This is a genomic window from Nocardia sp. NPDC055050 (genome assembly GCF_053608345.1).
Map to the genome: position 1 here is coordinate 399,528 of NZ_JBSGVG010000002.1, position 25,141 is coordinate 424,668.

General features: G+C 65.5%; 23 protein-coding genes. 8 read left to right on the forward strand and 15 right to left on the reverse strand.

Translation table 11 applies throughout. The features are described from left to right. Positions 1–13 precede the first annotated feature (13 nt). Positions 14–736, forward strand: coding sequence for a GNAT family N-acetyltransferase (locus tag ACWGCN_RS04365; RefSeq protein ID WP_378995151.1), 723 nt, complete (start codon positions 14–16; stop codon positions 734–736). Positions 737–740: 4 nt separating this feature from the next. On the opposite strand, the gene ACWGCN_RS04370 is transcribed toward ACWGCN_RS04365, so the two are convergent. Together ACWGCN_RS04370 and ACWGCN_RS04375 are read right to left on the reverse strand one after the other, a co-directional pair. Then, a complete protein-coding gene (locus ACWGCN_RS04370; RefSeq protein WP_379315787.1) occupies positions 741–1,586 on the reverse strand; it encodes an alpha/beta fold hydrolase in 846 nt (281 codons plus the stop codon). A 69-nt stretch (positions 1,587–1,655) separates the two neighbouring features. Beyond that, positions 1,656–2,912 (reverse strand): aspartate kinase, encoded by a 1,257-nt coding sequence (locus ACWGCN_RS04375; RefSeq protein WP_378630092.1) that lies wholly within the window; start codon positions 2,910–2,912, stop codon positions 1,656–1,658. Between the two features lie 112 nt (positions 2,913–3,024). Here ACWGCN_RS04375 and ACWGCN_RS04380 point away from each other — a divergent pair, with 112 nt between their 5' ends. Further along, positions 3,025–3,159 carry a hypothetical protein gene (locus ACWGCN_RS04380; RefSeq protein ID WP_452528966.1) on the forward strand — a complete coding sequence of 45 codons (135 nt, stop codon included), beginning with the start codon at positions 3,025–3,027 and terminating at the stop codon, positions 3,157–3,159. A 154-nt stretch (positions 3,160–3,313) separates the two neighbouring features. Here ACWGCN_RS04380 and ACWGCN_RS04385 read toward each other — a convergent pair whose 3' ends face one another. Both ACWGCN_RS04385 and ACWGCN_RS04390 read right to left on the reverse strand, forming a co-directional pair. Further along, complete coding sequence (locus tag ACWGCN_RS04385) at positions 3,314–3,724, reverse strand: DUF7144 family membrane protein (RefSeq protein WP_452459451.1); 411 nt, start codon at positions 3,722–3,724, stop codon at positions 3,314–3,316. A gap of 547 nt (positions 3,725–4,271) precedes the next feature. Further along, positions 4,272–5,447, reverse strand: coding sequence for a PucR family transcriptional regulator (locus ACWGCN_RS04390; protein WP_452459450.1), 1,176 nt, complete (start codon positions 5,445–5,447; stop codon positions 4,272–4,274). A gap of 184 nt (positions 5,448–5,631) precedes the next feature. Here ACWGCN_RS04390 and ACWGCN_RS04395 point away from each other — a divergent pair, with 184 nt between their 5' ends. The 3 genes from ACWGCN_RS04395 (at position 5,632) to ACWGCN_RS04405 (ending at position 10,007) form a co-directional block, all read left to right on the forward strand. Next, entirely contained in the window at positions 5,632–6,855 is a 1,224-nt protein-coding gene (locus ACWGCN_RS04395; protein ID WP_452459449.1) for a PucR family transcriptional regulator, read from the forward strand. 158 nt (positions 6,856–7,013) lie between these two features. Then, positions 7,014–8,213: a PucR family transcriptional regulator gene (locus tag ACWGCN_RS04400; RefSeq protein ID WP_452459448.1), complete on the forward strand. Its 1,200-nt coding sequence runs from the start codon at positions 7,014–7,016 to the stop codon at positions 8,211–8,213. Between the two features lie 240 nt (positions 8,214–8,453). Next, on the forward strand, positions 8,454–10,007 hold the full coding sequence (locus tag ACWGCN_RS04405; protein ID WP_452459447.1) for a long-chain-fatty-acid--CoA ligase: 1,554 nt from the start codon (positions 8,454–8,456) through the stop codon (positions 10,005–10,007). Between the two features lie 54 nt (positions 10,008–10,061). Here ACWGCN_RS04405 and ACWGCN_RS04410 read toward each other — a convergent pair whose 3' ends face one another. Both ACWGCN_RS04410 and ACWGCN_RS04415 read right to left on the reverse strand, forming a co-directional pair. Next, a complete protein-coding gene (locus ACWGCN_RS04410; protein WP_452459446.1) occupies positions 10,062–11,894 on the reverse strand; it encodes an acyl-CoA dehydrogenase in 1,833 nt (610 codons plus the stop codon). Next, a complete protein-coding gene (locus tag ACWGCN_RS04415; RefSeq protein WP_452459445.1) occupies positions 11,891–12,322 on the reverse strand; it encodes a nuclear transport factor 2 family protein in 432 nt (143 codons plus the stop codon). Before ACWGCN_RS04415 ends, ACWGCN_RS04410 begins: the two co-directional genes overlap by 4 nt. A gap of 251 nt (positions 12,323–12,573) precedes the next feature. Between ACWGCN_RS04415 and ACWGCN_RS04420 the strand changes: the two genes are divergently transcribed. Next, a complete protein-coding gene (locus tag ACWGCN_RS04420; protein WP_452459444.1) occupies positions 12,574–14,604 on the forward strand; it encodes an oxidoreductase in 2,031 nt (676 codons plus the stop codon). Positions 14,605–14,670: 66 nt separating this feature from the next. On the opposite strand, the gene ACWGCN_RS04425 is transcribed toward ACWGCN_RS04420, so the two are convergent. From ACWGCN_RS04425 to ACWGCN_RS04440, 4 genes are all read right to left on the reverse strand, one after another. Continuing rightward, a complete protein-coding gene (locus ACWGCN_RS04425; protein ID WP_452459443.1) occupies positions 14,671–16,128 on the reverse strand; it encodes an NAD-dependent succinate-semialdehyde dehydrogenase in 1,458 nt (485 codons plus the stop codon). A 232-nt stretch (positions 16,129–16,360) separates the two neighbouring features. Further along, on the reverse strand, positions 16,361–16,783 hold the full coding sequence (locus tag ACWGCN_RS04430; protein WP_452459442.1) for a zinc-binding dehydrogenase: 423 nt from the start codon (positions 16,781–16,783) through the stop codon (positions 16,361–16,363). Between the two features lie 17 nt (positions 16,784–16,800). After that, entirely contained in the window at positions 16,801–17,364 is a 564-nt protein-coding gene (locus ACWGCN_RS04435; protein ID WP_452459441.1) for a PadR family transcriptional regulator, read from the reverse strand. Positions 17,365–17,751: 387 nt separating this feature from the next. Then, the gene (locus ACWGCN_RS04440) at positions 17,752–18,627 is read right to left on the reverse strand and encodes a dienelactone hydrolase family protein (RefSeq protein WP_452459440.1); all 876 of its coding nucleotides are present in this window, start codon (positions 18,625–18,627) and stop codon (positions 17,752–17,754) included. 306 nt (positions 18,628–18,933) lie between these two features. Here ACWGCN_RS04440 and ACWGCN_RS04445 point away from each other — a divergent pair, with 306 nt between their 5' ends. Continuing rightward, positions 18,934–19,413 (forward strand): MmyB family transcriptional regulator, encoded by a 480-nt coding sequence (locus ACWGCN_RS04445; protein WP_452528968.1) that lies wholly within the window; start codon positions 18,934–18,936, stop codon positions 19,411–19,413. A gap of 22 nt (positions 19,414–19,435) precedes the next feature. Here the strand turns inward: ACWGCN_RS04445 and ACWGCN_RS04450 are convergent, their stop codons facing one another. After that, entirely contained in the window at positions 19,436–19,711 is a 276-nt protein-coding gene (locus tag ACWGCN_RS04450) for a YggT family protein (RefSeq protein ID WP_378995159.1), read from the reverse strand. Positions 19,712–19,888: 177 nt separating this feature from the next. Continuing rightward, positions 19,889–20,776 carry an alpha/beta fold hydrolase gene (locus tag ACWGCN_RS04455; protein WP_378995161.1) on the reverse strand — a complete coding sequence of 296 codons (888 nt, stop codon included), beginning with the start codon at positions 20,774–20,776 and terminating at the stop codon, positions 19,889–19,891. A gap of 90 nt (positions 20,777–20,866) precedes the next feature. On the opposite strand from ACWGCN_RS04455, the gene ACWGCN_RS04460 reads away from it, so the two are divergent. Beyond that, positions 20,867–21,463 (forward strand): TetR/AcrR family transcriptional regulator, encoded by a 597-nt coding sequence (locus tag ACWGCN_RS04460; protein ID WP_378995163.1) that lies wholly within the window; start codon positions 20,867–20,869, stop codon positions 21,461–21,463. 53 nt (positions 21,464–21,516) lie between these two features. Here the strand turns inward: ACWGCN_RS04460 and der are convergent, their stop codons facing one another. The 3 genes from der to ACWGCN_RS04475 are packed head-to-tail and all read right to left on the reverse strand — an operon-like array spanning position 21,517 to position 25,138. Beyond that, the gene (gene der, locus ACWGCN_RS04465) at positions 21,517–22,932 is read right to left on the reverse strand and encodes a ribosome biogenesis GTPase Der (protein WP_378995165.1); all 1,416 of its coding nucleotides are present in this window, start codon (positions 22,930–22,932) and stop codon (positions 21,517–21,519) included. Continuing rightward, positions 22,929–23,633 (reverse strand): (d)CMP kinase, encoded by a 705-nt coding sequence (cmk, locus tag ACWGCN_RS04470; RefSeq protein ID WP_378995183.1) that lies wholly within the window; start codon positions 23,631–23,633, stop codon positions 22,929–22,931. The genes der and cmk overlap by 4 nt, the downstream gene beginning before the upstream one ends. A gap of 38 nt (positions 23,634–23,671) precedes the next feature. After that, the gene (locus ACWGCN_RS04475) at positions 23,672–25,138 is read right to left on the reverse strand and encodes a pseudouridine synthase (protein ID WP_452459438.1); all 1,467 of its coding nucleotides are present in this window, start codon (positions 25,136–25,138) and stop codon (positions 23,672–23,674) included. Positions 25,139–25,141: the final 3 nt, after the last annotated feature.

Genomic DNA, 25,141 nt, shown 5'->3' on the forward strand with positions numbered 1-25,141 from the left:
GACGCCGGTCACCATGCCCGCACCCGTTATCCTCCACGGCCGCATCGCACGGCTGGAGCCGCTCGCACCTCACCACGTTCCCGGACTGAGCGCCGCGGCCGCGGCGCTCGACGGACCGGCCGGGTTCACCGTCGTCCCGCACGGTGACCAGGAGGCGCGCACCTATGTCTTCCAGGCCGAAGCGGCGCAGCTGGCAGGCACAACGCTGGCCTTCGCGATCGTCACCGTCGCCGACGAGTGTGTGGTCGGGGCGACTCGATTCGCCCGGCTCGACTACTGGCAGGGACCACTGACCTGGCCGTTGTCCGCCGAACCGGTCACCTCGGTGCCCGGCGGGGCGATCCCCGACGCCGTCGAGATCGGCAATACCTGGCTCACCCCCGCGGTGCGGGGCGGTCAGGTGAATCTCGACTCCAAGCTGCTGCTGCTCACCCACGCCTTCGACAGCTGGGGCGTGCGGCGGGTGACCCTGCGCGCCGACGCCCGCAACCTGCGCTCCCGGGCGGCGATCGAACGCCTCGGCGCGGTGAGTGACGGTGTGCGCCGGGCACATTCGCGTGGGCTCGACGGCGCGGTGCGCGACACCGCGTTCTATTCGATCCTGCACGACGAATGGCCGGGGGTGCGCGGACGGATCATCGAACAACTGGCCGCCCGCGCCGCCCTGCGGGGCGCGCCGTTGATCCCGGCGACCGCGGCGGCGTTGCGGCCGTTGGCTTCTTCGCCGATCGGTTGAGGTCTCAGCCCGGCAGCGACTCGATCCGGTCGACGATCAGGTCGGCGAGTTCGTCCGGACGCTCCTCGGGCAGCCAGTGCGAGCCGTCGAGCACCGCAAAGCGATAGTCACCGGTGACGAATCCGCGGGTCAGCTCGGCACCACGGCGGGTCAGCGCCGCGTCGCCGGTGCTCCACACGTGCGTCACCGGCACGGTGACGCGTGCCGTCACCGCGCGCGGGGTGATCAGCGCCAATGCGCGATACCAGTTCAACGCGGTGGTGAGAGCTCCGGTGTCGATGATCTCGGTGTGCACGCGGTCGATCGCGTCGGCGGACATGCCCGATTTGGCCAGGATCTGGTCGAAGACGCCGGGCCGCGCGCGAATCAGGCGCTCCGGGAGCACCGGCAGCTGGAACAGCGCCATGTAGGACGAGCGAAGGAGCTGATCGCTGCTGATCATCGAGCGGGCGAAGGCGCCGGGATGCGGCACCGACACGGTCACCAGCGTGCGGACGAGTTCGGGGCGGGCCGCGGCCACCGACCAGGCGACCATCGCGCCCCAGTCGTGCCCGACCAGATGCACCGGACCACGGTCGATGTCCTCGATCAACGCGACCACGTCGTCGACGAGTTCGGGCACGCGGTAGGCGAGGCGGCCGGACGGCCGAGCACCGGGTGAGTACCCGCGCTGGTTCGGGGCGATGGTGCGGTAGCCGCGCGCGTTGAGCAACGCGGTGAGTGGCTGCAACGAGGTCGCGGTCTGCGGGAAGCCGTGCAGCGCAACGACGACGGGGCCGTCGGGCGGTCCGGAGTCGACGACGTCGAACTCGAGTCCAGCCCTGGTGAAAGTGGTCAACTGGGTGCTCAACGAACCCTCCGATCCAGTAACTTACTTATCGGTAAATTACTCGGGGCCCGTACCTGGCGTCAACAGCGCTCACCGTCCTGTTCCCCCGTGCACGACGGCGACTTCCGCACCACCGAGGTCGAAGGCCCGGTGCAGGATGCGCACGGCTTCGTCGAGGTCGGTGTCGCGGACGAGCACGGAGATGCGGATCTCCGAGGTGGCGATCAGGTCGAGGTTGATGTTCGCCGCGGCCAGCGCCTCACAGAAGCTCGCGGTGACGCCCGGATTGTTGCGCATGCCCGCGCCGATCAACGAGACCTTGCCGACGCGATCGTCGTAGCGAACATCGGCGAAGCCGATCTCGGCACGGCGGTCGCGCAGCAAGGCGACCGCCCGCGCGCCGTCGGCGGCGGGCAGGGTGAAGGTGATGTCGGTGCGGCCGGTCCCGGTGTTCTGCACGACCATGTCGATGCCGATCTCGGCGTCGGCGACCGCGCGGAACACCTCGGCCGCGTATCCGGGCTCGTCGGGCAGACCGACAACGGTCACCTTGGCCTCGTTGCGGTCGTGCGCGACGCCGGTGAGCACGGCCTGGTCGGCGGGGATATCGGCCATCGAGCCGAAGACGGTGGTGCCGATCGCGTCGGTGTAGGACGAGCGCACATGCACCGGCACCTGGTAGCGGCGCGCGTATTCGACGCAGCGCAGCATGAGGACCTTCGACCCGCAGGCAGCCATTTCCAGCATCTCCTCGTAGGAGATCTGGTCGAGTTTCTGAGCGTCGGCCACGATGCGCGGGTCGGCGGTGAAGACTCCGTCGACGTCGGTGTAGATCTCACAGACATCGGCTTTCAACGCCGCGGCCAGCGCGACCGCGGTGGTATCGGAGCCGCCACGGCCCAGCGTGGTGACGTCGTCGCTGTCCTGGCTCACACCTTGGAACCCGGCCACGAGCACCACCTCGCCGTCGTCGAGTGCGCGGCGCACCCGGCCCGGGTCGACTTCGATGATCTTGGCGCGGCCGTGGGCGCCGGTGGTGATCACGCCCGCCTGCGAGCCCGTCAAGGATCGCGCTTCCGCGCCGAGTGCATGAATCGCCATGGCCACCAAGGCATTCGAGATCCTCTCACCGGCGGTGAGCAACATGTCCAACTCGCGCGGTTCCGGCGCGGAGGCGATCCGGCCCGCCAATTCGAGGAGCTCATCGGTGGTATCGCCCATTGCCGAGCAGACCACCACCACATCGTGCCCCTGCTTCTTCGTCTCCACGATCCGCTCGGCGACCCGCCGGATCCGCTCCGCGGTGGCTACCGACGAACCGCCGAATTTCTGCACAACCAGGGCCATCCCGAGTCCTCTCCCCTGCTCCCCCGCACGCGATCCGCGGGTGACCCCTTCGAGTATCCAGGCAATCCGGGCACGGCCGTACCAATTCGGCAACGAAAACGACTGCCGCCGAATGGTTTCGGCGGCAGTCCTCGATCACGTGAGCACCGGGACCGTCCTGGCGGCCGGCGAAAAGGACGCGCTGCTCGTCTCGCTCTACGACAACTGGATCACCGCGGTGGCGGCGACGATCACGTACGTGGTGTGAGCCGCGGCGCTGTTCGGTACCCGACTGGTCCGCCGCCCGGTGGCAGCGGCGGCGGACCGCTGCCACCGGGCATTTTCAGGTTTCTGGCGTATTCGGGTCGCCTCGGAGTGGCGGACCGTTGGCCATCCTCGGAGCAGCAATCCCGGGCTGCGGATCAGATCGTGCGCGGATTCCAAGTCGTGACGGCCCAGATGACCACCACATCGAGCACGATGATCAGGATCGACCACGCCGGATAGTAGGGCAGCCACAGGAAATTCGCGATGATCGACAGTGACGCGATGACGACCGCCACAATCCGCGCCCAGGTCGCGCCGCCCATCAGCCCCAGCGCGCTCAGCGCGAGTATTATCCCGCCGATGATGTGGATCCAGCCCCATGTCGTGGTGTCGAATTCATAGACGTAGTCGATGCCGACGACGAACAGGTCGTCCTTGGCCACCGCGGCGATGCCCTGCAGAACGGACAACACGGCGACGACCAGGAGCAGGATCGCGGCGCCGATGGAAGTGCCTGCGGCGAAACCCTGCTGGACCGGATGCTCGGTTTCCGATAAGTGAGCCATCATGAATCCTTCCGTAGAAGACCGACGACCAACGTTTCCCGATGGCAGCCGCGAGGGCCTCACCCGAAACGGATGAACCGGATCGCCACACGCGATGCGCGGTCGGTCACCCGTGTTCTTCGACTGGTTTTCGAGATGACGGTGCGCTGCTGTGCCTCGGCAGAGCGCGCTGCTGCCACCGAAGGGTTTCGGCGGCAGCCCTCGATCATCCCTGTTCGGTGGGTACGACGATGAGTTCGGTGCGCAGAGTGCGGGTCAGGTGCGCTACCGCGGCCTTGGTGGCGCAGTAGACGCCATAGTTCGCAAACGGGCGTGGCCGCCGATAGAACCGACGAACACCAGGTCAGCGCGGTGACCCGCGCCCGCGGCGGCGAGTAGGTCATCGATGAAAGCTCTTCCGGTGTAGAGCAACCCGTTACACGGAAAAGGCGTGGCTGCGTGACTACGCCGAGAACCTCGCGGCACGGTGGGGCGCGCTGGAGTAGCCGAGCCCGTGGTGTTCCCTGAACTGAACATTCGCGCGCCGGAGGCTTACGCGCTGCCCGCGTCATGCGACCTCGGTCAAAGCTATGGTGCGACACTGCCAGTTCACGATGCTCATCAGGTCGAGTCGGCGGTTGGGATCGTCGATGGGTCGGCCGATCAGCTCGGTGATACGGCGGAGTCGATAGCGCACAGTCTGGCCATGGATGCCCAGTCGCTCGCCGGCGACGAGGGCGTTGCCGCCGCATTCGAGGTAGGCCAACAGTGTTTCAAGCAAAGGTTGCGCTCGTTGCGGCGGCAACGTCGCCAGCTCACCGAGCAGTTCCCGTGCCGAGGCATCCATGAGATCCTCGGCCATCGAAGCGGAGATCGTGGCCGCGTGCTCGACACAGCGCAGGCCGTTGTCGGCGGGAAGGATCCCGCGCTCGATCAGAGTGATGGCATAACTCGCCCACTGCAGCGAATGTGCGGCATGGGTGACTGCAGCGGTCGGTCCGATCGCCACGTGTCGCTGCTGAGTGAGGTTGACGAGCTGCCGAATCAGGTGTGGTCGTTCCGGATCGGGCACGATCAAGTAGGGCGTCGATGCCTCCCAATCGACTAACACGTCGGGAGGCAGGATGGCGTGGCACCGCCGCCCGTCCCGGGCGAGAGCCATCACAGCGACCCGTTTCGGAATCGGCCACGACGCGGCACGCGCCGCCTCGTGGATCTCCTCGAGCTCGGGCGCCCGATCGCGAATCAGTAGATTTCGCAGGCTCGTCCGATGCCGGTCGCGGTCGGTGACCACCTGACCCTGCTGCCGGAGATACCCCTGGTTGGCGGCCTCCATGGCCGTGGCGATCAGCGCGAAGAGTCGGTCGGTGAGGGTAGCGAGGACCTCCTCGGTCCAGCCATGGCGATAGGCGGCGCTGATGAATCGCCGGCAGGCGACGTTCCCGCCGACCTGCAGTGCGGTCTGCAGCGCGTCAAGATCTCGTTCCTGATTTCCGAGTTCCGCGCCGAGTCGCCGGTAGAGCGAGGTCGCCGCTGACCAGATCGGCGGCTCGCAGGTCAGTTCATCGAGAAAACCGGTGATCGTCTCGTCGATGATCGCGTGTAGCGACCAACTTGTCGCGGCTTCCCAGGTGTCGGCGATGCCCGGCGTTCGGAGCCGGAAGTCTTGCTCGATCTCGTCGATCACATCGGCGGTGCGTGACCGGAGCAGGTCCGGCAGCCGTCGGTCGAGTTGTGCGGTCATCGCGCCCTCCCACCGTCACAACGGCGCATTCGGTTTCCCACACGGCGTCGTCGCCCGGACAGGTAATCTCTGTACTAGTTGACAAGTTGAGTATTCAATCTATCTCGTCCGTAACCTCTTCGTGACATTTTCGGCCGAGCCGAGACCGACACAACTCACCGGTGCGGATGTCCCGGAGGTTCTAGTGCGGTACAACCTGATCGATCACGAGCTCACCGAATTCGAGTCCGCCGAGGTCATCGCGTTGTTGCGGGCGCACAACGCCGAGGTCTCTCGCGCCGCGATCGAAGCGATCGAAACTCAACTTGCCGATCAGCTACGCCCCCTCGGCCGCCGCGACCACGAGATCGGCGCCTTGATCGTCCAATGGTGCAACACCAAGTTCCTCGATCTGCTCGAAGACGACGAGACCCCGTTGTCCGACTTGCGAGCGTTCCTGCGTGAAGTGGGCCGCACGGATGCGGCAGAGGGCTTCGCCCCCGAATTGCGACAGACGGCGTTCCGGATCGGCACGGGGGTATCCATCGCACGCTTCGCCGAACTCTCGATGACTTTGCCTGCAGTGACGGCGGCGACGATCGGTCAGGTTGCCCAGCAGGTCCTGATCTTCCAGAACACGGTCATGGCGGCGCTCCGTGAGGGCTACGCCGATGTCGGCGCGGGCGGCGAACGAACCAAGTTGCGCAGTCGGTTGCTGGAATTGCTCATCGACCCGGACCCGGACCTACCCGCCATCCGCACGGCGGCGGTCGCGGCCGATTGGCCACTGCCCGAAGCGATCGCGGCTGTCGCAGTCGACGAGTGGACCCGCGATCCCTATCGACGGTCCATTATCGATATCCCGAACAGCTGGGTGTCTGGCCTACACCTCGAGCAGCAGTGTTTCATCGTGACCGACCCCGGTAGCCCAGGAACTGTCGAGGCACTGCGCACTCTGCTGCACGGCCGGATCGGCGCTATCGGCCCGACCGTCGACCCGAGCAGGGTCGCCGATTCGCTGAACTGGGCGGTGCGAACCCTGAAGTTGTTGCGGAACAGGCAAATTCGATCCGAAGTACCTGTTCGCGCACTCGACCACGTTCCCGACCTGCTGATCTTGGAGAACGGCAGCCTCGTGGCCGAGTTGGCCGCCGAACACTTGGCACCGCTGGCGGGCGACGGCCCTGAACCGTACCGTCTCGCCGAGACTCTGCTCGCATGCCTCGAATGTCGATTCAACGCTCCAGCCGCAGCACGGCGCCTAGGCGTCCACGCCCAGACGGTTCGCCATCGCATCCGCCGACTCAACGAACTCTTCGGCGAGGACTTGCATCTGCCCGATCGCCAGATGACTCTGGAGATCGCGGTTCGGCATTGGCTCATCGCTCATGGGCCCGACAATCCTGAACCGCCTCACGCATCTCGGTGACAATCCTGGTCTCTGAGGTATCTCGATGATGACAGCCTTGCTCGGCGGTGAGTAACCGCGCTCCAAACTCCGCTGTCCGTGGTGAAGAACCCGACGCCTTCCCCGCGCAAGATTTCTCTCGCACCACCGGCACCGGTTCGTGGTGCGAGAGGAAGTCGATGACGATCCCACTGGACAGTGCGCCGACGTGGCGACCGTTGCGCGACGTGCGAAACCTCACCGCTCAGCTCGTCGCCCACTTCGTCGACAACGTCGCAGCCTGCGCGACAATGCCAGGCGACGCGATCTCGGGCGACATCACCACCGTCACTCGAATGTGTGTAGAGATCGTGGGCGGGGTCGTCGACGGCAACGACGTGAGCGTGAAGATGAACCGACTCGCGATCGCAGCGGCGGGGTGGGCGCACGAAGGCGTGCCGATCGACGCGATCCTGCACGCGTTCTACGAAGGCCTGCGCCTGAGTCTGGACCTAGTGCACGACCAAGGCGCCGACCTCGACAGAGATACCCTGATCGACGGATTCAATACGGCCATGGCGATTTCGGATCTACTGTGCACAACAGTCGCGCGCGCCTACGTCAGGGAGTACCGCGCAGTAGCGGCCCAGCATCACACCGAGGTGCACACATTGACCTCCGCGCTGCTTGCCGGACAGCCGACCGCGACAATGTCTCGAGAATGCGGTTTCAGCGTCGCCAGCGCCTATCGAGTTGTGGCCCTGTCGATCCGGGCACACCCTGACGAACACGACAAGCGGCTCGACGCGGGCGTCGTGGCTCGACGAAAACTACGGCGGGTGCAATCCGTGCTCGCGCAACGCTACGGAGAGCCGATCCTGTCGTTGTTGTCCGTCAACGGCGGCACATTGCTGATCCCCTCCGAATCGGCCGACGAGGATGCCCTCGACACGCTGATCGCCGAACTCTCACAGGCGGCTCGCGCCGAGATCATGGCGGCGCTGATCGACTCGGAGGCAGCGGACATCCCGGCCGCGGCGAAGCGAGCCCACGAACTGCTCGACATCGTGGAACGTCTGGATTGCCCGCCAGGGCTCTACCGATTCGATGATCTGGCGCTGGAGTACCAGCTGACTCGGCCCGGGCCAGGTCGCGCAAGGCTCGGCGAGATTCTCGAGCCGTTGGATCAGTACCCCGAACTGTACGAAACCCTGCGGGTGCACGTAGCCAACAACATGAACCGCCAACATACCGCGCGCCTGTTGCACATCCACACCAACACAGTCGACTACCGCATGCGCCGCATCGCTCACCTCACCGGCGTCGACCCGGTCAAATCCACCGGTCTGTGGCAGCTGCGCTCGGCAATGGTCGCGCGCAGCTACCACCGCGGACCGTGACCGATCGGTGAAGGGCACCACCGGGTCGTCTCGGTAAATGAGCCTTACCCACCTCAGATACCAAACTATTTGCCTAATCATGTTCCGTAGACACCTTGGTGATCCATGCCATACGATCGCAAAAGCACCTACTAACATAATTGAGTATTGGAGTCAGGATGTACAGATGTCGTCACCGACGCAGCTCTTCGCCGACGGTCTCAGCACCGCGGCACGCCGACCGAGGACAGGACGCCTGACATGCTCAATCTCGCAGTTCTCCTGGAAGACTCCGCACGCAACTACCCAGCCCGAGACGCCCTGGTGGTCGGCGATGTTCGCCTCACCTACGCCGAAATCGATGCCGCCGCCAACCAAGTAGCCGGGCTTCTGGTCGAGCGTGGAATCCGGCCAGGCGACAAAGTCGCGCTGTCGTGCCCGAACACGCCATGGTTCCCGATCGTCTACTACGGCATCCTCAAGGCCGGTGGCGTCGTGGTCCCGTTGAACGTGCTGCTCAAAGCCAGGGAGATCGGCTACCACCTGCGCGACAGTGACGCGGTGGCCTACTTCTGTTTCCAGGGCACGATCGATCTGCCGATGGGCACTGAGGGTCGGGCCGGGTTCGATGAGGCCGGCGGCTGCAAACATCTGTTCGTCATCACCGCCGATTCGTCCGCTCCGTCACCACTGCCAGGAACCGAAACCCTGGCACAGGCTCTCGCGGGTCGTTCGACAAGTTTCGAATCCGCCGCCACGGAGTCGACGGATTCCGCCGTTGTGCTCTATACCTCCGGCACCACGGGCCAACCCAAAGGCGCCGAACTGACCCACGCGAACCTCGTGCTCAACGCGATGACCTCTCAGCGACTGGTCAGCGCACCCGACGGTGCCGAGGTTCATCTCGTCGCGCTTCCCCTGTTCCATGCTTTCGGCCAAACGCTGCAACTGCACACCGCGTTCGCCTCCGCAGCGACCGTGGTGCTGATGCCCCGATTCGCGCCGCAGGAGGCGTTGCAACTCATGCGCGACGAGTCGGTCACCCACTTCGCTGGCGTCCCGACGATGTATCACGCGCTGCTGGGTGCGTTGGTCGAAGTCGATGCGCCCGAAACCTTCACAGAGACTCTGCAATTCGCCATCTCGGGCGGTGCTGCGATACCGGTCGAGCTGCTTCGGCAGATCACCGACCGGCTCGGCGTTCGAGTGCTCGAAGGCTACGGATTGTCGGAGACGTCACCAGCAGCGTGCTTTTCACCTCTGGAGGGACCCAACCGGCCCGGATCCATCGGCAGGCCGATCTGGGGAGTGCAGATGAAACTGATCGATGCCGACTGGGCGGAGATTCCGGACGACCCCGCAGCGATCGGCGAGATCGCGATCAAGGGTCACCCGATCATGAAGGGCTACTACAACCGGACCGAAGCCACCGACGAGGTTCTGCGCGATGGCTGGTTCCGTACCGGCGACCTTGCCCGTCGCGATGCCGATGGTTACTACTTCATCGTCGATCGCGCCAAAGAAGTCATCATCCGCGGCGGGTACAACGTCTATCCCCGAGAAATCGAAGAGGTACTGATGACCCACCCGGCGGTGTCGCTGGTAGCGGTCATCGGCGTCACGCACGCGACTCTCGGCGAGGAGATCAAAGCGGTCGTACTCAAGACCCTGGGTGACACAACCTCGGAACAGGAGCTGATCGCCTGGGGCAAGGAGCAATTCGCTGCCTACAAGTACCCGCGAATCATCGAATTCCGCACCGTGCTCCCGATGACTTCGACCGGAAAGATCAAGAAGATGGAACTGAGCCGATAAAGCACTGATGCCAGGGCAATGATCATCATTGCCCTGGCATCAGCGGCCCAGCTTTCAGAAGACGGATTCGTCGACCCGCATGATGTCGTTGTCCAGGTCGGACAGAATCGAGCGCAGTGCACGCAGGTCGGGTAGCACATTCCGGGCAAAGTACTGCGCGACAGTGACTTTTCCGAGATAGAACCCCGTGTCGGTGCCGGCCACAGGATCGCGCAGGACCCCGAGCGCGATCTCGGCGTGCTGCAGCAGCCGCCAGCCGACCAGTAGATCCCCGACAGCCAGCAGATACCGTACCGACGCGAGCCCGACCGTGTACAGACCGTGCGGTTCCTCACCGGCAGCCAAGACATGCGCGGTCAGGGTCGCCGTCATCGACTGCACGTCGTCGAGCGCCGCGGCGAGCAGTGCCCTCTCGTTCTTCAACTCCGCGGCACCGGCCGGGTCCTCGGCGAACTTCAGGATCTGCTGAGACAGGTGGCTCAATGCCACGCCGCGGTCACGAACGATCTTGCGGAAGAAGAAGTCCTGCGCCTGAATCGCGGTTGTGCCCTCGTAGATCGAGTCGATCTTCGAGTCGCGCAAATACTGTTCGATCGGGTAGTCCTGCAGATAGCCCGAACCGCCCAACGTCTGTAGCGACTCGGCGAGGTAGCGGTAAGCCTGCTCCGAACCGACTCCCTTCACCACCGGGAGCAGCAGGTCGTTGACGCGTGCGGCCAGCTCTGGATCAGCACCCGAAACATGTTGTGCCAGTTCCGGGTCTTGGTGTGCTGCGGTGTAGAGATATACCGCCCGCAAGCCTTCGGCGTACGCCTTCTGCAGCATCAGCGAACGCCGCACATCCGGGTGAGCGATGATCGGCACGCGAGGGGCGTTTTTATCGGCGGCTCGGGTCAGATCCGCACCCTGTACCCGGGACCGCGCGTAGGTGAGTGCGTGCAGATATCCGCTGGAAAGAGTCGCGATCGCCTTGGTGCCGACCATCATTCGCGCGTGTTCGATGATGTGGAACATCTGCGCGATGCCGTTCTCGCGGTCACCGACCAGCCACCCGGTAGCGGGGACGCCGTGCACGCCGAAGCTCAACTCACAGGTCGCCGAGACCTTCAGACCCATCTTGTGCTCGACATTGGTGACGAACGCGCCGTTGCGCTCACCCAGTTCGCCGGTGTGGGGGTCGAAACGAAATTTCGGGACGAAGAACAGTGACAGCCCTTTTGTCCCAGGCCCTGATCCTTCGGCGCGGGCCAGGACCAGGTGCAAGATGTTGTCGAACAGATCGTCGGAGTCGGCGGAACTGATGAACCGCTTCACGCCTTCGATGTGCCAGGTGCCGTCGGATTGGCGCATTGCCTTGGTACGCAATGCTCCGACATCGGAGCCCGCCTCGGCCTCGGTCAGCACCATGGTGCCACCCCAGCCCTGCTCGACGGCGGTCTGCACGATCGCTCGCTGCAGGTCGCTGCCGTGTGCGAAGACCGCCGATGTCCCGGGTCCCAGCGCGTAGATATAGGCGGCGGGATTGGCCCCGAGGACCAATTCGCTCAGAGCCCAGTACACCGCCCGCGGTAGGGGCACCCCGCCGAGATCGGACGGCAGACCCAACCGTTCCCAGCCCATCTCCCGCAGAGCCCGGAAGCTGTTCTTGAAGGACTCGGGCAAGGTGACGGAGTTGTTCGCGGCGTCGAATACCGGCGGGTTGCGATCGGCATCGGCGAACGAGGCACCGAGCGGCCCCTCGGCGAGACGTCGTAGTTCCTCCAGCATGTCCAGCACCGATTCGGTGTCGAGGTCGCCGAACACGCCGGCGTCGAGCAACTCGCCGAGGCCGAGAACCTCGAACAGATTGAACGTCAGGTCCCGGATGTTGCTCTTGTAGTGCGTCACCGCTGCTCGGCCCCGGCATCGACAGCCTCGCGTTGCACTTGCTCGGCTGCTTCGGCCTGGATGCGCGGGTACTGCGCGGCCATCGCCTCGCTCAGTGCCTTGGCCGCCGAGAGCGGACGCACCATCACGGTGAACTCATCGATCTTGCCGTCGTCATCGAAATGCAGGAAGTCGCAGCCGGACACCTGTTTGCCATCGACGGTCGCCTCGAACACGAAGGCGTGATCGCGGCCCCCGGCATCTTCGATCTCACGGACGTAGTGGAATCCCTCGAACACTCGCGTCACCCCACGCAGGATCGCCGCGGTGATCGGCTTGCCCGGATACGGATTGAACGCCACTGGGCTACGGAAGACGACATCGTCGGCGAGTAGCGCCTCGAGCGCGACCATGTCTTCGGCCTCGACGGCCGCACGGAATGGATGCATCGCACACCTCTTATTCAAATTGTTGAGTAAACCATTCGAACAGTACCTAGTCCACAATGGTTGGTCAACAAGCCGGGGTGACCACGCACGTTCACTCCAAGAAGCCTCGCCTTACCGCTGCTCGGACACCCCAAGACCGACTGTGGACACCAGTCCATCAAAAACGCTATCGTGCAAACCTAGTAACAAAATTTACTATCGGGATGCTTGTCAGCGAAGCCCGACCCTTGAAATGATCGGTAGGTCACTCGATGAACACGACGGACTATCCTCACCTGCTCGAACCGCTCGACCTGGGCTTCACCACCCTGCGCAATCGTGTGCTGATGGGGTCGATGCACGTCGGGCTCGAGGAAGCACCCCAGGGCTTCGACCGGATGGCCGCCTTCTACGCCGAACGCGCCCGCGGCGGCGTCGGCCTGATCGTCACCGGGGGCATCGCGCCGAACGAGCAAGCCCGCCCCTATCCGGGCGGGGCGATGCTGACCGAGGTATCCGACGCGGACCGCCATCGGATCGTCACCGACGCCGTACATGCCGCCGGCGGCAAGATCGCCATGCAGATCCTGCATTTCGGGCGCTACGCCCACCACCCCGACCTGGTCGCACCGAGTTCGTTGCAGGCCCCGATCAGTGCGTTCCCTCCGCGTGAACTCACCGACGCCGAGGTCGAACAGACCATCGAGGACTTCGCGCACTGTGCCGCGCTCGCCAAGCTCGCCGGATACGACGGGGTGGAGATCATGGGATCGGAGGGCTACCTGATCAACGAGTTCATCGCCGGCCACACCAACAAGCGCACCGACCGCTGGGGCGGCAGCTATGAGAACCGCGTCCGATTCCCGGTCGAGATCATCCGCAAGGTCAGGGCCGCGGTCGGCGATGACTTCATCGTCATCTACCGGCTGTCGATGCTCGACCTCGTACCCGACGGTTCCACTTTCGACGAGGTCGTCGATCTCGCCCAGCGGATCGAAGCCGCGGGCGCCACCATCATCAACACCGGAATCGGCTGGCACGAGGCGCGAATCCCCACCATCGCGACTTCGGTGCCGCGCGGTGCGTACGCGTGGGTGACCAAGAAGCTGATGGGGGCGGTCTCGGTACCGCTGGTGACCAGCAATCGCATCAACACCCCGGACAAGGCCGAAGAACTCCTCGCCGACGGCTACGCCGACATGGTGTCGCTGGCCCGGCCTTTCCTCGCCGACCCCGAATTCGTGAACAAGGCCTCGGCGGGCACGCCCGAACGCATCAACACCTGCATCGGCTGCAATCAAGCCTGCCTTGACCACACCTTCAGCATGAAGATCACCTCATGCCTGGTAAATCCGCGCGCGTGCCACGAGACTGAGCTCGTTGTCGGCCCAACGCGCAGGCGCAAGCGTCTCGCGGTCGTCGGAGCGGGGCCCGCAGGTCTGGCTTTCGCGACCACCGCAGCCGAACGTGGTCATACGGTCACGCTCTTCGACAGTGCCGGAGAGATCGGCGGACAGCTCAATATCGCCCGCCAGGTTCCGGGCAAGAGCGAGTTCGACGAAACGTTGCGCTATTACCGGCATCGTCTCGCCGAGACCGGAGTTCGGCTGCGCCTGGACATCATGGCCACCACGCAATGGCTCACCGATGGGTCTTTCGACGAGATCGTCCTCGCCACCGGGGTCATCCCGCGGGTCCCGGATGAGCTGCCCGGTGTCGATCATCCGATGGTTCTGAGCTACCTGAACGTGCTGCGTGACAAGGCGACCGTCGGCAATCGGGTGGCGGTGCTCGGTGCCGGCGGCATCGGCTTCGATGTCGCCGAATTCCTCACCGCGCCCGACCCCGGCTCGGAACCCGATATCGCCACATTCCTCGCCGAATGGGGCGTGGACGCCGAACACCGTGAACGCGGTGGCCTCACTGGCATCGTGCGGACAGCATCGGCGCGGGAAGTCACCCTGCTGCAGCGTAAGTCGAGCAAAGTCGGCGCCGGACTCGGCAAGACGACCGGGTGGATCCATCGCACCGAACTCAAACACCGAGGCGTCACCATGGTCGCCGGGGCACGCTATGAACGCATCGACGACCGCGGCCTGCACTACCGGCTCGATGACGCCACACACCTACTCGAGGTCGACAATATCGTGCTGTGCACCGGCCAGGAGCCCAACCGAGGGCTGTACTCGGAGCTGATCAGCCAGGGCATGAGCGTTCATGTCATCGGCGGCGCCGACGTCGCCGCCGAGCTCGACGCCAAACGGGCTATCGATCAAGGCACCCGGCTGGCCGCGGCGATCTGATCTTCTTCTCGCTTACAACCGAGGCAGCCGGTCGGGATCGCGCCGACCGGCTGTCTCGGTATCGGGCTAGGACAGCCGCAGCGCGAGGTACTTGGTTTCGAGGTACTCACCGAGACCGGTGCTGCCGCCCTCGCGTCCGAGTCCGGAGGCTTTGACGCCGCCGAAAGGTGCCGCCGGATCTGAGACGATCCCGGTGTTGATGCCGACCATTCCGGACTGCAGACCTTCGGCGAATGTCATCGTCTCGTCGAGCTTCTCGCCGAATACGTAGGCGGCCAAACCGGATTCGGTGTCATGGGCGAGGGTGAGCGCCTCGTCGACGTCGGTGAAGGTTCGGACCGGAGCTATGGGCCCGAAGATCTCCTCGCGCCACACCTGTGCGGAGGGATCTACCTCGGTGAGGACTGCCGGGCGTACGAAGTAGCCCGGACCGTCGGGTAGTTCGGCGGTGGAGTGGACTCGGGCCCCTCGTTCTACGGCGTCTTCGATCAGCCAGTGCATCTGATCGACCGCGGCACGATCGATCAGCGGCCCGAGCGCGGTCGCCGGATGCATTCCGTCGCCGATCCTCAGGGCCGACATACCTTCGGCCAGCCGGTCGGTGAACTTCGCAGCCAGGGATTCGTGCACGAGAAAACGATTGGCCGCCACGCACGCCTGACCACCGTTGCGCATCTTGGCCGTCAACGCACTGGCGACGGCTTTGTCCAGGTCGGCGGAGGCCAACACTACGAACGGCGCGTTCCCGCCCAGTTCCATGGAGGTGCGCAGAATGCGCTCGGAGGCCTGGGCGAGCAGCTTGCGACCAACCCCGGTGGACCCGGTGAAAGTGAGCTTACGCAGCCGCTCATCGGTGATGATGGCGGTCGCGACAGCTGCGGACCGACTCGTGGTGACGCAGTTGACCACGCCGGCAGGAACACCGGCGTCTTGGAACACCCGCATCAACTCCAATGCGGTGAGCGGTGTTTGGGAGGCGGGCTTGAGCACGACAGTGCACCCGGCGGCCAGCGCGGGCGCGACTTTGCGGGTCACCATGGCCAGCGGGAAATTCCACGGGGTGATGGCGAGCACGGGACCGACCGGCTGCTTCGTCACCAGAATTCGCTGTCTGCCGGTGGGCGCCCGGAAGTACTCGCCACCCGCCTGCACACCCTGCTCGGCGAACCACCGCAAGAACTCGGCACCGTAGACGACTTCACCACGCGCCTCGGCATACGGCTTGCCCATCTCCAGCGTCAGTATCCGCGCGATCCGTGGGGCCCGCTCGTGCAGCAGGTGGAAGGCTTTCATAAGGATGTCGGATCGGGTGCGGGGATCTGTCGCCGCCCAGCGATTCGCGGCAGCGGCGGCGGCATCCAGCGCGGCTGCCGCAATGTCGGGGCCGCCGTCGGCGACGGTGGCGATCACTTCACCGGTGGCAGGGTTTTCCACCGGTAGATGCGTGTCGCCGGCGCGCCATTCGCCGCCGATGAACTGACCGTTCGGCAGGTCGTCACACAATGTGTCGAGAGTGCGGGTCATGGGAGCTCCTGATCTTGCTTGTCGATGACGATGATCTGCCGGATGGTCGTGCGATCGGCGAGCGCGCCGATCGCGTCGTTGATGGCCGCGAGTTCGATGCTGGCGGGCATCAGCCGCTCCACCGGCAACTTCCCCTCCCGCCACAGCTGTTCGCAACGCGGAATATCGCGTGCCGGAACCGCCGAGCCCCCCAAAGAGCTGCCGACCAGGGTGCGGGCCTCGGCGGTGAGGCTCAGTGGCGGCAGTGTGATCGCAGCTTCCGGCGACGGAAGCCCCACCGTGACGGTCGTATCGCCGGGTTGAGTTGCGGCGTAAGCGTTTCCAACACGCGGGATGTCCCGCGCACTTCGATGGCATATCGGCACCGGATCCCGGAGGCGAGGACGTCGTCCGGTGTCATGGCTTCGGTGGCGCCGAGGGACAACGCCGTGTCGAGTTTGTCGGCCACGCGGTCCACGCCGACGACCCGTTCGACGCCGATCGCCTTGGCTGCCAACAGCGCCGCCATCCCGACACCGCCCGGACCACCACCATCCGACTGTCCGCCGGTTGCGGGCGCACGACGTTGATCACCGCTCCGCCGCCGGTCAGCACGGCGCATCTGAACAACGCTGAACATCATGACCACCTGCCGATCGACGGCGACATCGGTCACCGCCTCGCAGGCACCGCTCAAACCTGAGCGACGATGCGACGGTCGATGACCGCCACTGCGAACTCAGCCCAGCGAATGTTCTCCTGCTCGAACGAGATTCCCCGCATCAAGGTCAGATAGGGGCCGACACGTTCAGCTTCTTCGAGATATGCCTGTTCGGTGCGACCTGCGAGCAGACGGGTGCGGAGCCTTTCGTAGCGGGCGAGTTTGGCGATCGCCCACTCCCGCTTCTCCGCGACCGCGGCTCGCACGGCCGGGGCGTCCTGGGTCTGCATGCTTTGCACTCTGACCATCAACTCATCACGGATCGCGGTCGGCTTGGGCTCGCTGGCGACGAACTCATGGAGCGCGGCGTGCCCGGCTCGAGTGATGGAATGCAACCGTTTGTTCGGCCTGCGTTCCTGCTGGACGACCCGGGTATCGATGAGGCCGTCGGCAGCCATACGGTCCAGCTCCCGGTAGAGCTGTTGCGGCGTTGCCATCCAGAAATTGGCGACCGATGCGTCGAACTCCTTGGCGAGGTCGTAGCCGGAGGCCTCGCCGTCCAGTAGGGCGGCGAGGATCGCGTTGCGTAGGGCCATCGTCGCATCCTAACACCCAATACTAGTCAATTCGATGCCCATACCACCTCCACTTACTGGCCATATAGCTGCGTAGTGTCACAGCTATCTGGACAACTAGTTTGCCGAAACGGAGGGATCTCGCGGCGAATCTCGCTCGTCGTCATCTCCGTCGGCTCCGGTGGCATTGCCGCCATGCGCAGGAACGCAAAGGTGGTCATCGCGATCAGGATTCCGGTACGGACCAGCCTGATCGCCCACCACATACCCTCAATGCGCCGTGATCGGGTTAATACACGATGTTTCGACACGAATCGCCCTATGTTCTTGTGTCACAACAGATCTTCTTCTGCCCGCGGTCCACGACGCAAGGAAGGGCCGGCATCAGCCGACCCTTCCCGCTGTCGCTCAGCCCAGCGGGCAGGTATTGCGGTATTCCTGAAACTCTGCCGACTTCGACGGGCCGGGGCAGAGGAACTGGTCGTAGCGGGTGTCGTTGTCGACGAACCGCTTCAGCCAGGACAGGGTGAACTTCGTGTTGGTGGCGTTGGCCTCCACCGGCTTGAAGTGGTTGCCGCTGTTGTACTCCAGGTACGCCTTGTCCCTGGCGTTGGTCAGGTGGTCGTAGAAGGGCTCGGAATGTGCGCCGGTCGGCGCGATGACGTCGTCGGCGGCACCGATCAGCAGCGTCGGTGTGGTCACCTTCTGCCAAGCGGAGTAGGGCTCCCAGGGCGCCAGACCGACAGCGGCTTTCAGCGCCGGCCTGTCCTCGGCGGCACGCAGCGCGCCACCACCGCCCATGGAGAACCCGACCACGGCGGTCCGGGTGGGATCGATCCGGTCCTTGTACTGGCTCTGCGTTGTCAGCCAGTCGATGGCGCCGAGCAGCTGGTCACCACGGGATTCAGGCAGATCCAACGTGGTATCCGTCTCGAGGGTGATGACGACGAACCCCTGCGAGGCCAGGCGTGGACCGAGCCAGCTGATGATGGACTCGGGATTGGTGAAGCCAGGGGCAACGGCGACCGCGCCGAAAGTACCCTGGTCGGTAGCGGTCGGGTAGTAGACGGTTCCCTTGTTGAATTTGTTGCTGGCCCCCGAAGGCGCCGGCGCCTCCGCGATGGCGAATGATCCCTTCTCGGCGGTCACGCTCGCCTCGGTGGGGTTCGGACCCTTTTCGTAGGGGTTGGCGGCGGCATAGGACGGCGTGACAACTCCGAGCGACACGGCGATAGCCGCGACGAAGGGTGCGATCCGGAGCCACTGAATAGTCTTGCTGGACAAGGAATTTCCTCTCGCCTTTGAGTGGTGCGAGGGAAATACTGCGCGGTCCCGAACCGAGAATCTGCGCTGCGTGCGACGATCTTTTCCCGACGGGACGCGCATCACCGAACAACAGTGTCACCACAGTGCGCCCACGGGTACACACCCAGTCATCGCGGTGAGCGCCCGGCCGAGCGTGGCGGGATCGCCGACCACCGAGGCAAGTCGAGGCAGCACAGATAGCCGTGAGACCTACTAGCTCAAAGGAGGCCTGCCGTGGCGACAGCCCGGAGGCGCGCCGAACATCGCGGAGTCAGCCCGAGCGAGGTGAGACAGAACTTGTTGAGCCAGAAAAGAATGCCGCAACGGCTGAACACAGCGCCGATGTCCACGCCGGGAGTCAATCAGGTCAGGATGGTGTTCCTCGACCCCGAGGCCCGCAACGTTTTTCCGGATTGGCCGAGAATCGCCGCGGAGACCGTGGCCGGTCTGCGGGTCGGCGCGGGCACCGATCTCGACGACCCACGTCTGACCGAGCTGGTGGGCGAACTGTCGTTGAAGAGCGAAGAATTCCGCCGCCTCTGGGCCAAGCACGATGTCCGCGCGAAAACCGCCGGCGAGAAACGTTTCGTCCATCCGCTGGTCGGTGAGCTCGGCTTGTCGTACGAGACCTTCACGGTCAACGGGGCGCCGGGCCAGACACTTGTCGTCTACCACGCCGAGCCGGGTTCTGATTCCGCGCAGTCACTGGCCCTGCTCGCGGGCCTGCCCGTCGACGCCGCGCCCGCGAGCTCGCCGGCGCGCTGACCCCTCGGCAGCGCCACCTCGACTACAGGCTGAAGGCGATCGCTCGCAGGATCAGGACGGCGATGAACACGGCGGTGAAGGCCAGGTCCAGGGAGAAGTCACCGATCCGGATCGGCTTGAGCACCTTGCGTACCGGGGCGATCACCGGTTCGGTCGCGGCGTGGGTCACCTCCCTGGCTTTGCGGGCCCACTGGGGACCGTTGCCCAGCGCATCGATCCAGTCCACCACCATCCGGGCGATCAGCAGCACCAGAAAGACTGTCAGCGCGTAGCCGACCAGGGTTCCCACAAGACTCATGACGCACTCCCTCGCGGAGGCCTCAGAGGACCTCTTACCGCTCTCAACGTGCCCGACATTGCCAAGGTGTCCACCACCCGGTTGTTCTCAGTCGATTATCAGGCCCGCGGCCACGTTCTTCGTGGTGATCGCGGGCGCGGCGTGGTGCGTCCGAGCGGTAATGGCGAGCGGCGACGCCTACTCTCCGTGGCGCGCGTCCGTCGGCTCGTAGCGACTGGTGAAGTCGAGAATGCGGGCAGTCACCGGCTTCGGGATCTCGTGGAACAGGCCGTGCCCGGCCCCGCGGAAGATCTCGACTTCACAGGTGGGCACGTTGTCGCGCAGGCGTTGTTCGGCAAGTTGCGAGTCGACCACCAACGACTCCGACCCGAGCAGTACCAGCGTCGGCATGGTGATCGTGGCCAGCCGCTCGTCGGTGAACATCTTCGGGTAGCCGATCGAGGGTGCGTATCCCAGCGCTGCCTTCACCCCGTCGAATTCCGCGTCGGTCAGGGTGACGCCAGGGTTGAGCCGCGCGTTCATCGCACGCAGGTTCTTGTCCGTGGGCCGGGCACCGACTCGGATCATCGTCCACAGCAGGCTCCACTTGATCTTCGTCAGCGTGCCGCCCGGCTCGAGCACGGTCAGGCTCGCCAGGCGGCGCTGCGTAGTGGTGGCGATCGCCATCGCCTGCCAGCCGCCCTGCGAGTAACCGACCAGGTGGACCTGGTCGACGCCGAGCCCGTCGAGAACCTCGCCGAACCAGGTACCGAAGCCGTTTTCGTCGATCGGTGCGGTCTGCACACTCAGGCCGGGAGCGCCGATCATTTCGGGCATGTAGACGACGCGGTCACGAGCGAAATCCTCGATGACGTGGTTCCAGGACAGGCTGTTGGCGCCGAGTGAGTGCATGAGCACGATCGGGACACCCTCTCCCGCACCAGATTTACGGACACGAGTGGAACCGAAAGAAGTGGAGACCTCGAGCAGGGTCGACGGCACCGTCCACTGCTTTTCCAGTTCCCGATAGGTCCGCAGGTACTCCTCGCGCGCCTTGTCGTTCTTGAATCGCCCGATCTTGGCCATGACCACCCCTGTTTCTCGTTGGTGATATCACCGTACCACATAGATGGTATGGGCGTACCATGAAAATCCGCCAGGACAGTAGGAGGAGCGATGCCACGTTTGGCCGACCACGAAGAACGGCGCAGATCGATCACCGGCGCTGCTCGACGGGTCATCGCCCGGGGCGGACTGGAAGCCGCGACCTTCCAGTCCGTGGCCGCCGAAGCCGGGGTTTCGGTGCGGTCGGTGCAGTACTACTTCGGCACCAAACGGGAGTTCCTGCTCGCCACGCACCGTGCTGTCGTCGAGGATTCCGGCGCCCGGATGGCACAGGGATTCGCGGCTCTCGGGCCGGACGCCGGTCCCCGCGATATCGTGCGCACGATCCTGATCTCGGTCCTGCCCCTCGACGAGGCAAGTCGGCGCGACGCCGTCATTCTCGGCATCTTCCACGCCGCGACACTCACCGGCCCCGACGTCGAATCCGCCGATACCGCGGGCGCCCCGAACTACATCATCGACGCGGTCGCGGGACAACTACGGCAGCTGCGCGGTCCTGACGCCGACGAGAAGACGCTCATCGCCGATGCCGAGGTGATCCTGCTCGCCGTCGGCGGGCTGACGCAAGGAATGCTCACCGACGACCACTATGCCGCGCGCGCGACACACTTGGTCGACCATCTGCTCGACCGCGTGCTCGACGCCTGAAAAACGAAGAGCCCCGGCGATATTCGCCGGGGCTCACTCGTCTGACACTCGAACTACTTCTTACGTTCCTTCTTCTCGCGCACACGCACCGAAATGCGCACCGGTGAACCGTCGAATCCGAACTCCTCACGCAGGCGGCGCTCCAGGAAGCGGCGGTAGCCTGCCTCGAGGAACCCGGTGGTGAACAGCACGAACGTCGGCGGGCGGGTGCTCGCCTGGGTGGCGAACATGACGCGGGGCTGACGACCGCCACGCATCGGCGGCGGGGTGGCCGCGATGACTTCCTTGAGCCAGGTGTTGAGGCGGCCGGTGGAGATGCGCTTGTCCCAGGACTCGAGCGCGGTCTCCATCTGCGGTACCAGCTTCGCCACGGCGCGGCCGGTGTGAGCCGAGATGTTGACCCGCTGCGCCCACGGCACGCGCACCAGATCGCGATCGATCTCGCGCTCGAGCATGTAACGGCGGTCCTCGTCGACCAGGTCCCACTTGTTGAACGCCAGCACCAGCGCGCGACCGGACTCGGCGACCAGGCTGATCACGCGCAGATCCTGTTCGGTGATCGGCACCGAGGCGTCGATCAGCATGATCGCGACCTCGGAGGCTTCCAGCGCCGACTTCGTCCGCAGCGAGGCGTAGAACTCGGTGCCGGTGGCGTTGGAGACCTTGCGTCGCAGACCGGCGGTGTCGACGAACTTCCACGTCTTGCCGCCCAGCTCGACCAGCGAGTCGACCGGGTCGACGGTGGTGCCCGCGACATCGTGGACCACCGAACGCTCGTCGCCTGCCAGCTTGTTGAGCAGGCTGGACTTGCCGACGTTCGGCTTGCCGACCAGTGCCACGCGACGCGGTCCCGCGACGGCGGTACCTTCGCGCGGGGTCTCGGGCAGCGCGCCGAGCACGTCGTCGAGCAGGTCACCGGTGCCACGGCCGTGCGCGGCCGAGACCATGCGCGGTTCGCCCAGGCCGAGCGACCACAGCGAGGCCGCCTCGATTTCGACCTTCTGATCGTCGACCTTGTTGGCCACCAGGATCACCGGGATCTTGGAGCGGCGCAGCTTGCGCACCGCGGCCTCGTCGGTCGTGGTAGCTCCGACGGTGGCGTCGACGACGAGCAGGATGGCGTCGGCGGTTTCCATCGCCACCTCGGCCTGGCGCGCGACGTGCTGCTGCAGACCCTTGGCGTCGGGTTCCCAACCGCCGGTGTCCTGCACCATGAAGCGGCGCCCGGCCCAGTTGGCCTCGTACGAAATGCGGTCACGGGTGACACCGGGAACGTCTTCGACCACCGCTTCGCGGCGGCCGAGAATACGGTTGACCAGCGTCGACTTGCCCACATTCGGGCGTCCGACCACGGCCAGCGTGGGCATGGCGACGTGCTGTTCGCCTTCGCCGTCCCCGTCGATGTCGAGGACTTCCCATTCGGACTCGTCGGTCCAGGTTCCGTCGCCTACGAGAATCTCTTCGATCATCGCGGACCTCCTGTCGTGGCCGAAAGCTGCTGAGCCACCACGCGATACAGCTCCTCGATGGTCTGTGCCATCGTCAGGTCGCTGGTGTCGACGAGCACCGCGTCGGCGGCGGGGCGCAACGGCGACACTGTGCGGGTGGAGTCGAGGGTGTCGCGGCGCTGTACGTCGGCCAGCACGGCCGCGTAATCGTCGCCGCGGCCCTCGCGGATGTTCTGTGCGTTGCGCCGCTCGGCGCGTGCCTCCGCGGAGGCGGTGAGATAGATCTTGGCGTCGGCGCCGGTGAGTACGACGGTGCCGATATCGCGGCCTTCGACCACGATGCGTCCGGCCATCGCCGTGATCTCGCGTTGCAGGGCGACGAGTTGCTCGCGCACCTGCGCCACCGCGGAAACAGCGGAGACGGCCTTGGTGACGGCGTCGCCGCGGATCTCCGCCGAGACGTCCTCACCGTCGAGTTCGATCACCTCGTGGCTGGGGTCGGTACCGATCGAAAGCGGCAGTGCCGCAACGGTTTCCGCGATCGCAGCCGAATCGGTCAGCTCGACACCCGCACGCAGCACGCGCAGGGTCGCGACCCGGTACATGGCACCGGTGTCGAGGTAGCGGGCGCCGAGGCGCGCGGCGAGCCGACGCGACACGCTGGACTTACCGGTGCCGGAAGGACCGTCCATCGCGACGACGAGCGTCGCGTCACCGGTCATCCGGTCGCCGGTGAATTCCAGGGGAAAGTCCACACCGTTCACAGCTGCACCGCCTCGTAGAGTTTGCCGATCTCGTCGCGGCCGAGCACCCGCAGCGTGCCGGGACGCTGGTCGCCCAGTGCCACCGGGCCGAGGTGGGTGCGCACCAGCCGGATCACCGGGTGGCCGACCTCGTCGAGCAGCCTACGCACGATGTGCTTGCGGCCCTCGTGCAGCACGAGCTTCACCAGCGACCGGCCCTGGTAGGCCTCGAGCACCATGAACTTGTCGACCTTGGCGGGTCCGTCCTCGAGCTCGACGCCTTCGCGCAAGCGCTTGCCGACCAGGCGGTAGTTCACCTCGCCGTCGACGGTGGCCAAGTAGGTCTTGGGAACTTCGAACGAGGGGTGCATCAGTCGATGCGCCATCTCGCCGTCATTGGTGACCAGCAGCAGGCCCTCGGTGTCGGCATCGAGACGGCCGACGTGGAACAGGCGCTGACCAGCGGCGATCCGCTCGGCGATGATATCGCCGACGCAGGGGCGCCCCAGGTCGTCGGACATGGTGGACTGCCAGCCCCTCGGCTTGTTCAGCACCAGGTGCACCAGCTCGTCGCGGACCACGACACGGGTGCCGTCGACACGCACGACCGCGTTCTCGGCGTCGATGCGCAGACCCTGCTCACGCACGATCTTGCCGTCGACCTCGACGCGACCGGCCGCGATCATCTCCTCGGCGGCGCGACGCGAGGCCACACCCGCCTTGGCGAGAACCTTCTGCAACCGTTCGCCTTCGCCCCAGGGAAGCTTCTTGGGCCCCTCGGTGACATCGGCGTGCTGGTGCCGCGCGGGCTTGGCGTTGTTCAGGATCGTCGGAGCGACGACCTTCTTCTGCGGCTTCGCGGTCTTCTTGCGAGCCGCGAAGGCCTGTGTTCCGGCCGAAGCGCCGCTGCGCTGACCAGCCGTGCCACCACGCTGTGCGCGGTCGGCGTCACCACGCGGGTAGCCGCCTCCGCTGGAGGCGCCGGTGCTGCGACGGTCAGCGCCCTGAGCTCCGCCTGCGGGGCCGCCACGACGGTCGTCACGCTGGTAACCACCGGCAGCCGGGCCACGGCGGTCGCCGCCGGCCGGGGCGCTGCGCCGATCGTCACGCTGGTAACCACCGGGCGAACTGCCGCGACGGTCACCACCGGCGGGGCCGCCGCGACGATCGTCACGCTGGTAACCACCGGCCGACGCGCCACGACGGTCATCGCGCTGGTAACCACCGGTGGAGGAGCCACCACGGCGGCCGCCGGACTCGGCGTCACGCTGGAAGCTCCCGGCGGACCGGGCCGCTGTCTGATTACCGCGCTGGAAGCCACCCGCGCCGGTGCCGCGCCGGCCCGGAGCCGCTGCGCGGGAGCCACCCTGCCCGGTGCGCGCACTGTCGCCGCGGTTGCCCGCGGTTCGATTCGCGCCACTGCGGGGCTGGTCGCTGCGATTTCTTCGATCCGGTGTGCCATCTCGGCGAGCGGAATTATTCATCTG

Coding starts and splice junctions, on each gene's coding strand:
- ACWGCN_RS04460 (WP_378995163.1), top strand. CDS start 20,867: ATGCCACGTTTGGCCGACCACGAAGAACGGCGCAGATCGATCACCGGC.
- ACWGCN_RS04390 (WP_452459450.1), bottom strand. CDS start 5,447: ATGACCGCACAACTCGACCGACGGCTGCCGGACCTGCTCCGGTCACGC.
- der (WP_378995165.1), bottom strand. CDS start 22,932: ATGATCGAAGAGATTCTCGTAGGCGACGGAACCTGGACCGACGAGTCC.
- ACWGCN_RS04375 (WP_378630092.1), bottom strand. CDS start 2,912: ATGGCCCTGGTTGTGCAGAAATTCGGCGGTTCGTCGGTAGCCACCGCG.
- ACWGCN_RS04455 (WP_378995161.1), bottom strand. CDS start 20,776: ATGGCCAAGATCGGGCGATTCAAGAACGACAAGGCGCGCGAGGAGTAC.
- ACWGCN_RS04380 (WP_452528966.1), top strand. CDS start 3,025: ATGGTTTCGGCGGCAGTCCTCGATCACGTGAGCACCGGGACCGTCCTG.
- ACWGCN_RS04365 (WP_378995151.1), top strand. CDS start 14: ATGCCCGCACCCGTTATCCTCCACGGCCGCATCGCACGGCTGGAGCCG.
- ACWGCN_RS04425 (WP_452459443.1), bottom strand. CDS start 16,128: ATGACCCGCACTCTCGACACATTGTGTGACGACCTGCCGAACGGTCAG.
- ACWGCN_RS04400 (WP_452459448.1), top strand. CDS start 7,014: ATGACGATCCCACTGGACAGTGCGCCGACGTGGCGACCGTTGCGCGAC.
- cmk (WP_378995183.1), bottom strand. CDS start 23,633: ATGACCGGTGACGCGACGCTCGTCGTCGCGATGGACGGTCCTTCCGGC.
- ACWGCN_RS04420 (WP_452459444.1), top strand. CDS start 12,574: ATGAACACGACGGACTATCCTCACCTGCTCGAACCGCTCGACCTGGGC.
- ACWGCN_RS04435 (WP_452459441.1), bottom strand. CDS start 17,364: ATGGCCCTACGCAACGCGATCCTCGCCGCCCTACTGGACGGCGAGGCC.
- ACWGCN_RS04415 (WP_452459445.1), bottom strand. CDS start 12,322: ATGCATCCATTCCGTGCGGCCGTCGAGGCCGAAGACATGGTCGCGCTC.
- ACWGCN_RS04450 (WP_378995159.1), bottom strand. CDS start 19,711: ATGAGTCTTGTGGGAACCCTGGTCGGCTACGCGCTGACAGTCTTTCTG.
- ACWGCN_RS04475 (WP_452459438.1), bottom strand. CDS start 25,138: ATGAATAATTCCGCTCGCCGAGATGGCACACCGGATCGAAGAAATCGC.
- ACWGCN_RS04405 (WP_452459447.1), top strand. CDS start 8,454: ATGCTCAATCTCGCAGTTCTCCTGGAAGACTCCGCACGCAACTACCCA.
- ACWGCN_RS04385 (WP_452459451.1), bottom strand. CDS start 3,724: ATGGCTCACTTATCGGAAACCGAGCATCCGGTCCAGCAGGGTTTCGCC.